12 protein-coding genes and 1 pseudogene are annotated in these 12,146 nt (G+C 72.2%); 8 read left to right on the forward strand and 5 right to left on the reverse strand.

All coding sequences use genetic code 11. The features are described 5' to 3' along the window. Nucleotides 1–22: 22 nt before the first annotated feature. Nucleotides 23–802 (forward strand): ATP-binding cassette domain-containing protein, encoded by a 780-nt coding sequence (locus ACIBTS_RS23735; RefSeq protein WP_399321917.1) that lies wholly within the window; start codon nt 23–25, stop codon nt 800–802. After that, entirely contained in the window at nt 793–2,034 is a 1,242-nt protein-coding gene (locus ACIBTS_RS23740; protein ID WP_399321918.1) for a sugar ABC transporter permease, read from the forward strand. The genes ACIBTS_RS23735 and ACIBTS_RS23740 overlap by 10 nt, the downstream gene beginning before the upstream one ends. A gap of 232 nt (nt 2,035–2,266) precedes the next feature. Here ACIBTS_RS23740 and ACIBTS_RS23745 read toward each other — a convergent pair whose 3' ends face one another. Beyond that, nucleotides 2,267–4,756: a SpoIIE family protein phosphatase gene (locus tag ACIBTS_RS23745; protein ID WP_399321919.1), complete on the reverse strand. Its 2,490-nt coding sequence runs from the start codon at nt 4,754–4,756 to the stop codon at nt 2,267–2,269. 325 nt (nt 4,757–5,081) lie between these two features. Between ACIBTS_RS23745 and ACIBTS_RS23750 the strand changes: the two genes are divergently transcribed. The 3 genes from ACIBTS_RS23750 to ACIBTS_RS23760 all read left to right on the forward strand — a co-directional run bounded on the left by ACIBTS_RS23750 (nt 5,082) and on the right by ACIBTS_RS23760 (nt 7,380). After that, nucleotides 5,082–5,285: a cold-shock protein gene (locus ACIBTS_RS23750; RefSeq protein ID WP_079661011.1), complete on the forward strand. Its 204-nt coding sequence runs from the start codon at nt 5,082–5,084 to the stop codon at nt 5,283–5,285. A gap of 195 nt (nt 5,286–5,480) precedes the next feature. Next, entirely contained in the window at nt 5,481–6,986 is a 1,506-nt protein-coding gene (locus tag ACIBTS_RS23755; RefSeq protein ID WP_399321921.1) for a DEAD/DEAH box helicase, read from the forward strand. A gap of 79 nt (nt 6,987–7,065) precedes the next feature. After that, nucleotides 7,066–7,380 carry an SCO5918 family protein gene (locus tag ACIBTS_RS23760; RefSeq protein ID WP_399321922.1) on the forward strand — a complete coding sequence of 105 codons (315 nt, stop codon included), beginning with the start codon at nt 7,066–7,068 and terminating at the stop codon, nt 7,378–7,380. A gap of 153 nt (nt 7,381–7,533) precedes the next feature. Here ACIBTS_RS23760 and ACIBTS_RS23765 read toward each other — a convergent pair whose 3' ends face one another. Both ACIBTS_RS23765 and ACIBTS_RS23770 read right to left on the reverse strand, forming a co-directional pair. Further along, a complete protein-coding gene (locus tag ACIBTS_RS23765; protein ID WP_399322000.1) occupies nt 7,534–7,869 on the reverse strand; it encodes a winged helix-turn-helix transcriptional regulator in 336 nt (111 codons plus the stop codon). 119 nt (nt 7,870–7,988) lie between these two features. Then, nucleotides 7,989–8,645, reverse strand: a complete 657-nt coding sequence (locus ACIBTS_RS23770; RefSeq protein ID WP_399321923.1) for a response regulator — start codon at nt 8,643–8,645, stop codon at nt 7,989–7,991. A gap of 158 nt (nt 8,646–8,803) precedes the next feature. Here ACIBTS_RS23770 and ACIBTS_RS23775 point away from each other — a divergent pair, with 158 nt between their 5' ends. Further along, nucleotides 8,804–9,103 carry a hypothetical protein gene (locus tag ACIBTS_RS23775; protein WP_399321924.1) on the forward strand — a complete coding sequence of 100 codons (300 nt, stop codon included), beginning with the start codon at nt 8,804–8,806 and terminating at the stop codon, nt 9,101–9,103. Between the two features lie 19 nt (nt 9,104–9,122). Here the strand turns inward: ACIBTS_RS23775 and ACIBTS_RS23780 are convergent, their stop codons facing one another. Continuing rightward, the gene (locus ACIBTS_RS23780) at nt 9,123–9,554 is read right to left on the reverse strand and encodes a MarR family winged helix-turn-helix transcriptional regulator (protein WP_399321926.1); all 432 of its coding nucleotides are present in this window, start codon (nt 9,552–9,554) and stop codon (nt 9,123–9,125) included. 61 nt (nt 9,555–9,615) lie between these two features. Between ACIBTS_RS23780 and ACIBTS_RS23785 the strand changes: the two genes are divergently transcribed. After that, nucleotides 9,616–10,497 carry an alpha/beta fold hydrolase gene (locus tag ACIBTS_RS23785; RefSeq protein WP_399321927.1) on the forward strand — a complete coding sequence of 294 codons (882 nt, stop codon included), beginning with the start codon at nt 9,616–9,618 and terminating at the stop codon, nt 10,495–10,497. Nucleotides 10,498–10,791: 294 nt separating this feature from the next. Continuing rightward, nucleotides 10,792–11,040: pseudogene (locus tag ACIBTS_RS23790) on the forward strand (helix-turn-helix domain-containing protein); the annotation flags it as partial. A 107-nt stretch (nt 11,041–11,147) separates the two neighbouring features. On the opposite strand, the gene ACIBTS_RS23795 reads toward ACIBTS_RS23790, so the two are convergent. Then, the gene (locus ACIBTS_RS23795; protein ID WP_399321929.1) at nt 11,148–12,029 is read right to left on the reverse strand and encodes a helix-turn-helix transcriptional regulator; all 882 of its coding nucleotides are present in this window, start codon (nt 12,027–12,029) and stop codon (nt 11,148–11,150) included. Nucleotides 12,030–12,146: the final 117 nt, after the last annotated feature.

Genomic DNA, 12,146 nt, shown 5'->3' on the forward strand with positions numbered 1-12,146 from the left:
CCCCACCCGAGGAGGTGGCCCCGTGCCGGGTCAGCCGCTGCTGACGTTGCGCGGCGTATGCAAGCGGTTCGCCGCCGTCCAGGCGCTGGTGGACGTCGAGTTGGAGATCGCGGCCGGGGAGGTGGTCGCCCTGATGGGCGACAACGCCGCCGGCAAGTCCACCCTGGTCAAGGTGATCTCGGGGGTCGGTCCCGCCGACCGGGGCGTCATCGAATGGCAGGGCAGCCCCGTCCAGATCACGCGCCCGCAGGACGCCCAGGTCCTGGGCATCGCGACCGTCTACCAGGACCTCGCGATGTGCGGCAACCTCGACGTCGTCGCGAACCTCTTCCTCGGCCGGGAGATCCACCGGCTCGGCGTCCTCGACGAGGTGGAGATGGAGCGCCGCACCCGCGAACTGCTGCACACCCTGTCCGTGCGCATTCCCGACGTGCGGGCGCCGCTCGCCACGCTGTCCGGCGGCCAGCGGCAGGTCGTCGCGATCACCCGGCTGTTCCTCGGCTCGCCCCGGCTGCTCCTGCTCGACGAGCCCACCGCCTCCCTCGGCGTCGAACAGACCGGTCAGCTCCTCGACCTCATCGAGGAACTGCGCGACCAGGGCATCGGGGTGCTCCTCATCAGCCACAACATGGGGGACATCAAGGCCGTCGCCGACCGCGTCGCCGTGCTGCGCCTCGGCCGCAACAACGGTCTGTTCGACGTGAACACCACCCCTCAGGAGCAGATCATCGCCTCCATCACCGGAGCGGCCGACAACGCCGCCTCCCACCGCCCGACCCGCCCGGAGGAAGCATGGCCGTAAGGGGGAGGCGGACGGGGGCGCGCGCCGGCGGACGCCGGTGGGACACCGGCCGGCTCGGGGCGTACGCCGGTGCGGTGCGCCGCAGGCTGCCCGAAGGGGCGCTCGGCCCGGTCCCGGCCCTGCTCGCCCTCGCCGTGACCTGGATCGTCTTCCAGGGCCTCAACGACAACTTCCTCTCGCCACGCAACCTGTCCGTCCTCAGCGTGGACATCGTCGGGACGGGCATGATCGCCGTCGGCATCGTCTTCGTGCTGCTGATCGGCGAGATCGACCTGTCGGTGGGCTCACTCGCCGGCCTGGCCGGCGCCGTGTTCGCCTCGCTGAACGTGAACCTCGGGATGCCGGAATGGCTCGCCGTGATCATCGCGGTGATCTGCGGTACGGCCGCGGGCGCCGTGCACGGGTTCTCCTTCGCCAGGATCGGCGTGCCCGCCTTCGTCGTCACGCTGGCGGGCCTGCTGGCCTGGAACGGTCTGATGCTGATCCTGCTGGGGACGGAGACCTCCATCAACTTCAGCGAGAACGGCCTGGTCGCCACGCTGACCAGCCGGTACTTCGGCGCGCCCGCGGTCACCTACGGCCTGGCGGCGCTCGCCACGGCCGCCTACCTCCTCGCCTCCTACCGGCAGCGCAGGCGTCGCGGCGCCGCCGGGATGCCGTACCGGCCGGTGGGCGAGATCTGGACGCGGACGGCCCTCCTGGCGGTGACCGCGTTCGCCGCGGTCCATGTGCTGGACCAGTTCGAGGGCCTGCCGCTGGCGCTGCTGATCTTCCTCGGCGTCCTCGTCGTCTCGGACCTCTTCCTGCGCCGCACGCCCTACGGCCGGCAAATCCTCGCGCTGGGCGGCGGCGAGGAGGCGGCCAGGCGGGCCGGCGTCGATGTGACGCGCGTACGGATCTCGGTGTTCATGGCGTCCGGGACCCTGGCGGCGGTCGGCGGCCTGTTCGTCGCGTCGCGGCTCACCTCGGCGAGCCAGGTCCCGGGCTCCGGCATGCTGTTGATCAACTCCATCGCCGCCGCCGTCATCGGCGGCACCAGCCTGTTCGGCGGCCGCGGCTCGGCCTGGTCCGCGCTGCTGGGGGTGCTGATCATCCAGTCCATCGGCTCGGGCATGGCACTGCTGGGCGTGGGCCCGCCGGTCCAGTTCATGATCACGGGCGGGGTGCTGTACACGGCGGTGGTCTTCGACGCCCTGGCCCGCCGCGCGGCGGAGACCCGGGGGCCGGCCTGAGGGGGCTCGGCTCCCCGGACCGAGGGGCTCCTCGGACCGAGGTGCTCCTCGGACCGAGGTGCTCCTCGGACCGAGGGGTTCCACCGATCACAGGGGGCACCATCCCCCCATGCCGGACTTGGGATTCCTCATCGGCGCGGAGAACCCCCAGTACGACGCGCGCCGACTGGTCGGACTCCTGATCGCGGGCCTGCGCCGGCCCTGAGCACCGCCCTCCCGGCGGTCGCGGCCGTCACGGTGTTCCGGAAGGCACGTCCTGCTCCGCCCAGATCGTCTTGCCCGTGGCGGTGGGCCGGGTTCCCCAGCGCTGGGTGAGCTGGGCGACCAGCAGCAGGCCCCGGCCGCCCTCGTCGTAGGTGCGGGCGCGGCGCATGTGGGGTGCGGTGCTGCTGGCGTCCGAGACCTCGCAGATGAGGCTTCTGTCGTGGATGAGACGGAGCTGCACGGGCGGCTCGGCGTGCCGGATGGCGTTGGTGACCAGCTCGCTGACGATCAGCTCGGTGACGAAGGCGGCGTCGGTCAGACCCCAGCTGTCCAGCTGTCCGACGGCGTTCTTGCGGACCTCGGCGACGGCGGCGGGGGCGGGGTCGACGTCCCAGACCGCGACCCGGGTGGAGTCCAGCACCCGGGTGCGGGCGATGAGCAGGGCCACGTCGTCGGCGCGCCGGTGCGGGAGCGTGGCGCCGAGAACCGTGTCGCACAGGACGTCGAGGGAGGCCGCGGGGCGGGTGAGCGCCTGGCACAGCCGGGACACGGCGTGGTCGACGTCCGTGTCCCGCGAGGCGATCAGGCCGTCGGTGTACAGGACGAGCAGGCTGTCCTCCGGCAGGTCGATCTCGGCCGCCTCGAAGGGGAGTCCGCCCAGGCCGAGCGGGGGCCCGCTCGGCAGGTCGAGCAGTTCGACGGTGCCGTCCGGGCTCACCACGACGGGCAGCGGGTGCCCGGCCCGGGCCAGCGTGCAGCGGCGCGAGACGGGGTCGTACACGGCGTACAGGCAGGTCGCGCCGACGCCGCCCGAGGAGAGCGGTATGCCGCTCCGGCCGGCGGTCTCGGACGCCCATTCGGAGCCGTAGCCGTCGTCGGCCAGGCGGGCGACCAGGTCGTCGAGGTGGGTGAGCAGTTCGTCGGGCGGCAGATCGATGTCGGCGAGGGTGCGGACGGCCGTACGCAGTCGTCCCATGGTCGCGGCGGCGTGGATGCCGTGGCCAACGACGTCGCCCACGACCAGTGCCACCCGCGCCCCGGACAGCGGGATCACGTCGAACCAGTCCCCGCCCACCCCGGCCCGGGCACCGGCGGGCAGATAGCGGGAGGCGACCTCCACCGCGACCTGCTCCGGCAGCCGCTGCGGCAGCAGGCTGCGCTGCAGGGTGACGGCCGTGCCGCGCTCCCGGGTGTACCGCCGGGCGTTCTCGATGCAGACGGCCGCCCGGGCGGCCAGTTCCTCGGCCAGCACGAGGTCGTCCCGCTGGAACGCCTCGGGGTGCCGGTGCCGGACGAGGACGACGACGCCCAGGATGAATCCGCGCGCGGTCAGCGGCACGGTCATCACCGAGTGGAAGCCGAAGTCGTGGATCCGGGCGGCCCGCAGCGGATGCTTGGCGGCCCAGGCGATGACCTCGGGATCGGTCATCCGGTGCAGCAGGGCCCGCCCCGAGCGCACGCTCTCGGCCGGCGGGGACTCCTCCGGATACTCGTCCGTCCCGCCCGGGGCGACAGCCGCCTCGGGAACCCCCGGCAGCACGGACTGGTGGGCGACACGGCGCAACACGAGGGAGCCGCCCGCCCCGGTGTCCGCGTACTCCGCCTCACCCGTGCCGTCACCGGCACCGCCGTCGCCGCAGTCGAGGGAGGCCAGCAGGTCGACGCTGACGAAGTCGGCGAGGTCGGGGACCGCGACGTCCGCCAGCTCCTGGGCCGTCCGTGTCACGTCGAGGGTGCTGCCGATGCGCCGGCCGGCCTCGGCGATCAGCTGGAGGCGCTTGCGGGCCCAGAACTGCTCGGTGATGTCGTGCGCGGAGAGACAGATGCCGAGGGTGCGGCCACCGGAGTCGCGCAGCGGCGCCAGGACGACCGACCAGGCGTGCGGGCGGGGCTCGCCGGCGGTCCGCAGATAGTTCTCGCGGTGGTGCGGCAGGCCGGTCGCCAGCACCTGGAGCATGTCCTGCTCCGCCAGCTCGCCCGCCTCGTTGTCGACGATCTCCGGCACGCGCAGCCCGCGCATGTCCCCCTCGGCGAGGGCCACGGAGCGCTCCATGTCGGAGTTGGCCCGCCGCAGCCGGAGCCCGGTGTCGTACAGCGCCGTCGCACAGCACGGGGACTGGGCGAAGCTCCAGCCCACCAGGTCCTCGTCGGCCGGCTCCGGTTCCGGTTCGCGCCCGGTCAGCGGCGAGAGCACCAGCCACTCCCCGCCGCCGGACTCCGGGAACTCCGGCATCCTGTGGTGGGCCAGCACCCGGGCCTTCACGCGCCGCCCGTCGCGGTGCCTGAGGGCGACCTCGCCGTGCCACCTAGGCAGTCGGGCGAACGGCGGCAGCTCCGGTGCGGCGGGCGCCTCGGCGAGCAGGGCGCGGGCCGGGCGGCCCAGCATCTCGTCCGCGCGGTGTCCCAGCAGCGCTTCGGCACCGTCGTTCCACCCGGTGACGGTGCCGTGCTCGTCGACGGTGACGCGCGCGGTGAGCGCCTCGTCGACGACGTCCCGGACAGGGCCCGTCTCCTGCATGACCGTTCATCTCGCTCTCGTCGAGCTCTCCACATCACCGAGGCACAGGTATGTGTGCATCTGCCCACTTTCAACCTTATTCCGCCGGGCCGACTGCCGGAGACCTGGGAGTGACACTCGCAACAGAGCAAGGGTGATCAGTTCTCGCGAACTGGCAAGAAGCACAAAATCGACGACGCCCGCGATGAATATTCCCGGAACGGGAGATCACGCAGAATTATTTTTCCGACCCTCCCGATCACGGCGTGCTACTGTCGACGCAGTTGCAGTTGTGGTTGCCTAGAGGTTTTCCGACGGGTGAGCACCGACCCGAAGGAGATTCATCATGGCTACCGGTACCGTGAAGTGGTTCAACGCGGAAAAGGGCTTCGGCTTCATCGAGCAGGACGGCGGCGGCCCCGACGTCTTCGCCCACTACTCGAACATCGCCGCCCAGGGCTTCCGCGAGCTCCAGGAAGGCCAGAAGGTGTCGTTCGACATCGCGCAGGGCCAGAAGGGCCCGACGGCCGAGAACATCGTCAACGCCTGATCATCGGCGCAGACGCGTACTTCGCAGCTGGGGCCCGCACCTTGGGGTGCGGGCCCCAGCTCGCTCGTTTTCTCTCCACTCTCACCGCAGTCATCACTGTCGATACTCCGTTTCCGGCTCGTTCTCGCGATTCTCTGCGCCGTTCTTCCAGCTGCGGAATTCCTTGTCACGCGCCCGCAACAAGGAAGGTTCTGCATGAATCGTGCACGAAATAACCGCACATACGACCGTTTCGCGAGTTCGACGGGCAGCCGTTACGGAGGCAGCGCCTCGCGCCGCCCCTCCGGTCACGGACGCCGCCCGGCCGCACTCCAGGGTGAATTCGCGCCGCCGAAGACCATCACCCCCGCACTGCCCGCCGTCGAGGCGTTCGCCGACCTCGCGCTGCCCGCGCCGCTGCTGGCCGCGCTGGGCCACGAGGGCGTGAGCGTGCCGTTCCCCATCCAGGCGGCGACCCTGCCGAACTCCCTGGCCGGCCGTGACGTCCTCGGCCGTGGCCGCACCGGTTCGGGCAAGACCCTCGCCTTCGGCCTCGCCGTCCTGGCCCGCACCGAGGGACGGCGCGCCGAGCCCCGCCAGCCGCTCGCCCTCATCCTCGTCCCGACCCGCGAGCTCGCCCAGCAGGTCACCGACGCGCTCACCCCGTACGCCCGCTCCCTGCGGCTGCGACTGGCGACCGTCGTCGGCGGCATGTCGCTCGGCCGGCAGGCCGGCGCCCTGCGCAGCGGCGCCGAGGTCGTCGTCGCCACGCCCGGCCGGCTGAAGGACCTCATCGACCGCGGCGACTGCCGGCTGAGCGACGTCGCCATCACCGTCCTCGACGAGGCCGACCAGATGGCCGACATGGGCTTCATGCCCCAGGTCACCGAGCTGCTCGACCAGGTGCGCACCGACGGCCAGCGGATGCTGTTCTCCGCGACCCTCGACCGCAACGTCGACCTGCTCGTCCGCCGCTACCTCAGCGACCCGGTCGTGCACTCCGTCGACCCGTCCGCGGGCGCGGTCACCACGATGGAGCACCACGTGCTCCACGTCCACGACACCGACAAGCACCGCACGACCACCGAGATCGCGGCACGCGACGGCCGGGTGCTGATGTTCCTGGACACCAAGCACGCGGTGGACCGGCTGACCGAGCACCTGCTCAACAGCGGCGTGCGCGCCGCGGCCCTGCACGGCGGCAAGTCCCAGCCGCAGCGCACCCGGACCCTCGCCCAGTTCAAGACCGGACATGTGACGGTGCTGGTGGCGACCAACGTCGCGGCCCGCGGCATCCACGTCGACAACCTCGACCTCGTCGTCAACGTCGACCCGCCCAGCGACCACAAGGACTACCTGCACCGCGGCGGTCGTACCGCCCGCGCCGGCGAGTCCGGCAGCGTGGTCACCCTGGTGACCCCCGGCCAGCGGCGCGGCATGAGCCGGCTGATGGCCACGGCCGGCATCTCCCCGCAGATCACCCCGATCCGTTCGGGCGAGGCGGAACTGAGCCGTATCACCGGCGCCCAGGCCCCGTCCGGCGTGCCGGTCGTCATCACCGCACCGCCCGCCGAGAAGCGTCCGCGGCGCGCGGGGGCGTCCTACTCGTCCCGGGGCAGCCGTGGCCGCGGCGGCCAGGGCGGCCGGTCCTCGGCGGAGGCGGGCACGGGCCGACGCAGGTCGGCACCGCGCCAACGCCCCGCCGCCGACCCGGCGGCCTGACCCCGCCCGTTCCTTCCTCCGCTCGCCCCTTCCCCGGGCCCCCGGCTCCCCCGTCCCCTTCTCCTCCCTGGGAGGCATCATGCGCTGTGTCATCGCCCGTTACCCGTTCGACCTGACCAGGGACGGGGTGCTGGACTCGATGAAGGGCATCCCGCCCGAGCCGATCACCGGTGAGTCCGTGACCATCGGCCGCCGCCGCTACCCCGTGAAGCAGGTGGGCGAGGTCATCACCCGGCAGGACCGCCGCGACTTCACCGGCGGCGAGGTCGTCCGGGCCATGACCCGCCTCGGCTTCACCTGCCACGCCCACCCCGAAGCGGTGCCGCAGTACGCTCTCACACCGCTGCAGACCGCCTCGGAACTCCTCGGCAGCCCCGGCCCCCAGGGCGCGTGAGTCCCGGCCGGGCATGAGTCCCGGCCGGAAGCACAAGTCCCGGTCGGGCATGAGTCCCGGTCGGGCATGAGTCCCGGTCGGAAGCACAAGTCCCGGTCGGGCATGAGTCCCGGTCGGGCATGAGTCCCGGTCGGGCATGAGTCCCGGTCGGGGTCACGACTTCGCGGAGTCGTACTCCTCGCGGGCCCGCTGGATCGCCGTCATCCGGCGCTCCGCCCACAGCGCGACGCTGCGGACCTGCTCGGCCGCCTCACGGCCGAGGTCGGTGAGGGAGTAGTCCACGCGGGGCGGGATGACCGGCTTGGCATCCCGGTGGACCAGCCCGTCGCGCTCAAGGGTCTGCAGGGTCTGCGTCAGCATCTTCTCGCTGACCCTGCCGATCTCCCGGCGCAGTTCGCCGAAGCGGTACGAGCGCTCCAGCAGCGCGATCAGGACCAGGGTGCCCCAGCGGCTGGTGACGTGTTCCATGACCAGACGCTGCGGGCACATCCCCTCACCGAGAGCGTCGGCGGCGCGCACACGGTCCGCCAACGACGTCGCCCTTGCTCCCGCACCCACATCCGTGCCGCCCACACCCGTACCGCCCATGCCCATACCGTACGTCGAGGTCAGTGCAGCGGCTTCGGTCGGGCCAGGCCGGTGTCGTACGCGAGGATCGTGGCCTGGACGCGGTCACGGACGCCGAGCTTGGTCAGCAGGGCGTTGACGTGGGTCTTGACGGTGCCGGTGGTGACACCGAGGCGGTCGGCGATCTCGGCGTTGGCGAGTCCGGCGGCGACGAGCGAGAGGACCTCGCGCTCGCGCGGGGTCAGGGCGTCGAGGAGATCGGCGGTGGCGGCCGGTGGGACGGGGACGTCACCGGCGAACACGTCGATGAGACGGCGGGTGACCGCTGGGGCCAGCATCGCCTCCCCCGCGGCGACGACCCGGATGCCGGTGAGGAGTTCGGCGGGCAGGGCGTCTTTGAGGAGGAAGCCGGAGGCGCCGGCGCGCAGGGCCTCGTAGACGTACGAGTCGAGGTCGAAGGTGGTCAGCACCAGCACCCGGGGCGGTCGCTCGGACCGCGTCAGGAGGCCCGTCGCGGTGAGGCCGTCCATGTCGGGCCTGCGGATGTCCATGAGGACGACGTCCGGGGCGAGCCGCCCCGCAAGCACCACCGCCGAGGCGCCGTCACCGGCCTCCCCGACGACCGTCAGATCCGACTCGGCGTCCACGATGGCCGCGAACCCGGCACGGACGACAGGCTGATCGTCGACGACGAGCACACGGACGGGGGCGGCGCGGACGGGTCGCCGAAGCGAAACGCGAAGACCGGTTTAAGAGGGGGAGGATGTCAACCGTCTCTACCTTCCGATAGGCGCCGACGCCGGGATTCATCCCGCCGTCCGACGCCTGCGCCGCCCGCCCCGGCGAGGCTGGTGGCATGCAGCTGACCTACCTCGTCGTCCCGCTCCTCGCCCTCGCGATCGCCGCCCGGTTCGTCTGGAACGGCGAGCGCCCCGCGCCCCCGGTCTGGCTGGCCGTCGCCCTGTGCCTCGCCTCCTACCCGCTCGGCATCCTGGCCGCGAACGCCCTCGGGCTGGACATCAACTCCTCCTCCGGCCGCGGGGTCCGCCTGAGCGTGGCCGTGGAAGCCGCCTTCCTGGCGGGCCCGGTGGCCACCGCGGCACGGAAGGCGTCCCGGTCACTGGCCCCGAAGCGACGGAGCCGTGAGCGGGCCTGAGAGTGATCGACCGGCCGGGTCACGGACCCGCGTCCGCGTCCTGGTCCGCCGTCATCCGGCGCAGCAGGTTCAGCAGCGTCGTGCGGTCGGTCTCGTCCAGGGGGGCGAAGCAGGTGGCGAGGACCTCGTCGGCGATCCGGTGGCCGGCCGCCAGGACCTGTTCGCCGGACGCGGTGAGGTGGTGCTCGATGCGCCGGCCGCCGCCGGGGCGGCGCTCGATCAGGCCCAGCGCCATCATGCGCCCGGCGAGCGTGCCGAAGGACTGCTCGCTCTGGAAGGTGGCCGCCGCCAGCGCGCGGCCCGTGGCCCCGGGTGACTCACTGATCGCCCGGAGGGCGTCCCACTGGGCGAGCGTGGCGCCGACGGTGGCGAGCCGGCTGTCCAGGGCGCGGTGCTGTCGGTACTGCGCCTGCTTGACGGCGCGTCCCAGGAGCTGCAGTTCATCGGGCATGGGTGCAGTCTAATGCACGACTAAGCTGGCTTATATAAACATCCTTAGTTATGCTCGGTGCATGCCCACCGACACCAGCACCCACGCCAGTACCGACACCACTGCCAACACCACCGCCGACGCCACTGCCGACATCCCTAGCGACCTCACCTTCGCCACAGCCGGCACCGGCCGCCCCGTCCTCGTCCTGCACGGCGGCGGCGGACCGGCCACGGTCGCCGGCCTCGCCGCCCATCTGGCGCGGACCGCCCACACCCTCACCCCCACCCACCCCGGCTGGAACGGCACCCACCGCCCCGACTGGCTGACCGGCGTCGACGACCTCGCCCTGGCCTACCTCCGCCTCCTGCACACCCTCGGCCTGCGCGACGTCCTCGTGGTCGGCTCCTCGTTCGGCGGCTGGACGGCCGCGGAGATGGCCGTGCGCGACACGGCGGGCATCATCACCGACCTCGTCCTGATCGACGCCGTCGGCGTGCACGTGCCCGACGAGCCGATCCGGGACTTCTTCACCCTGGACGCCCGCGGTGTCGCCGAACACGTCTGGCACGACCCGGAGCGCCACTACCAGGACCCGGCCCTCCTCGCACCAGCCCAACTCGCCGTCATGCGGGCCAACATGGCCACCCTGCGAATTCTCGCGGGCGAGCCCAACATGCACGACCCGAAACTGCTGCGCCGACTGCGTCATGTCACCGTCCCCACGCTGCTGCTGTGGGGCGCGAGCGACCGCATCGTCACACCGGCGTACGGCGCGGCCTACGCCGACGCGTTCGCCGACGGCCGGCTCCAGGTCGTCCCCGAGGCCGGCCACCTCCCGCACATCGAACAGCCGGCAGCCACCTTCGCCCTGCTCGACGCCCACCTCCACGGGACGGGCACGGCCCCGCGGCCGCGCGTCAGCCGGCCGAGCCTCAGCCGGACGGCGCCGGCGTCTGCCTGACGCCGTCCACGACGGCGCGGGTTGACGACGGCGCTGGTGAAGACGACCGTGCCGGGCTCGATCAGCCCGTCGTCCCCGCTCGCTCCCTTCACCTGGACCGAGCGCTCGCCCACCGCTACCGGATTTCATTCGCAGTGCATCGGCCTTCAGGCCGGTGGTGAAGCGAATCTGACAGTGGCGACGCGGAGCGTCGCAGACTCAGGTCCGGCGGAGCCGGAACCGGCTCGTGACGGTGACGGATCGTTCACACGTTCCCGATGACGACGCGGGTTCGACGTGCCTAGTGTGATCGTCATGCAGCTCCGGTACAGCTTCCGCGTGTACCCCGACGCCACTCAACAGGCAGCGCTGGTCAGGGCGTTCGGGTGCGCCCGTGTCGTGTTCAACGACGCCGTGCGGGCCCGCGAGGACGCCCGTCGGGCCGGGCAGCCCTTCCCGACGGCCGGTGACCTGTCCCGGAAGCTGATCACCGAGGCGAAGCGGACAGCCGGGCGGTCCTGGCTCGGCGAGGTCTCCGCGGTGGTGCTCCAGCAGTCCCTGCGGGGCCAGCGCGGTGCTCTATTCGCCGATGTGCTGGTCGGGGCATTGACCGATGGCGCGTGTGACGCGGGTGTGGGTCGCTGGCGGTGAGGCCCGGACTGCCCAGAAGGTCAGCGCGCGCGGTCGTCGTCCGGCATCGCGGAGGGTGCCTCAGTGGCCCAGGCCAGCAGCATCCGCAGGCCGTCGTGCGATGGGCTTCCTGGCTCGGCGGCATACGTGATCAAGGCCTGATCGGGGTCGTCCGTTGCGCGCAGGGTCTCGTATGCCAGTTCCAGATCGCCGACCACCGGATGGTGGAATCGCTTGGTTCCCGAGGTCTTGTCCTGCACCGGGTGCTCGGCCCACCAGTGACGGAAGTCCTCGCTCTTCATCGACAGTTCGCCGATCAGGCTCGCCAACTGAGGGTCCTCGGGGTGCCGTCCCGCGTCCAGGTGGAGGTAAGCCACGTTCTCGCGGGCGCAGGAGGTCCAGTCCGCATACAGTTCCCGGGACGTCTCGTCGAGAAAGGTGATCCGGGCGATGTTGCGCTCGGCTCGGTGCAAGGGCGTGTAGTCGCCGAAGAGGGCGGCCGCTGCCGTGTTCCAGGCCAGTATGTCCATGCGCCGGCCCATCACCATCGCCGGCATGTCCACCAGATCGTCCAGCAACCGCTGGAGCATGGGGCGTACGCGTTGCGGCCGGGTCGGGCACCGGGGAGCGTGCCGGGCGGAGGGCTGCGGTCGGGCGAGGCGGTGCAGGTGCCGGGTGGCGTCCGCGTCCAGCTGCAGTGCGCGGGCGAGGGCGTCGAGTACCGCGCCTGAGGGGTTGGGCACGCGGCCCTGTTCCATCCGGGTGTAGTAGTCGACGCTGACTCCGGCGAGCTGCGCGATCTCCTCTCGGCGCAGGCCCGCGACCCGGCGCTGGCCTCCGAAGTCCGGCAGGGCAACGTCCTCGGGGTGCAGGAGGGAGCGGCGGGTGCGGAGGAACTCGCCCAGGTTGATCGCTGTGCTCATACGACGATTGTGGCCGGTCGCGGGGGGGGGGGGGGGGGGGGGGGGGGGGGGGGGGGGGGGGGGCGGCCCCCCCCCCCCCCCGCCCCGGGGGGGGGGGGGGGCCCGGCGCGCCGCCCC

Source organism: Streptomyces sp. NPDC050121, assembly GCF_044460385.1.
Lineage (GTDB): Bacteria > Actinomycetota > Actinomycetes > Streptomycetales > Streptomycetaceae > Streptomyces > Streptomyces soliscabiei.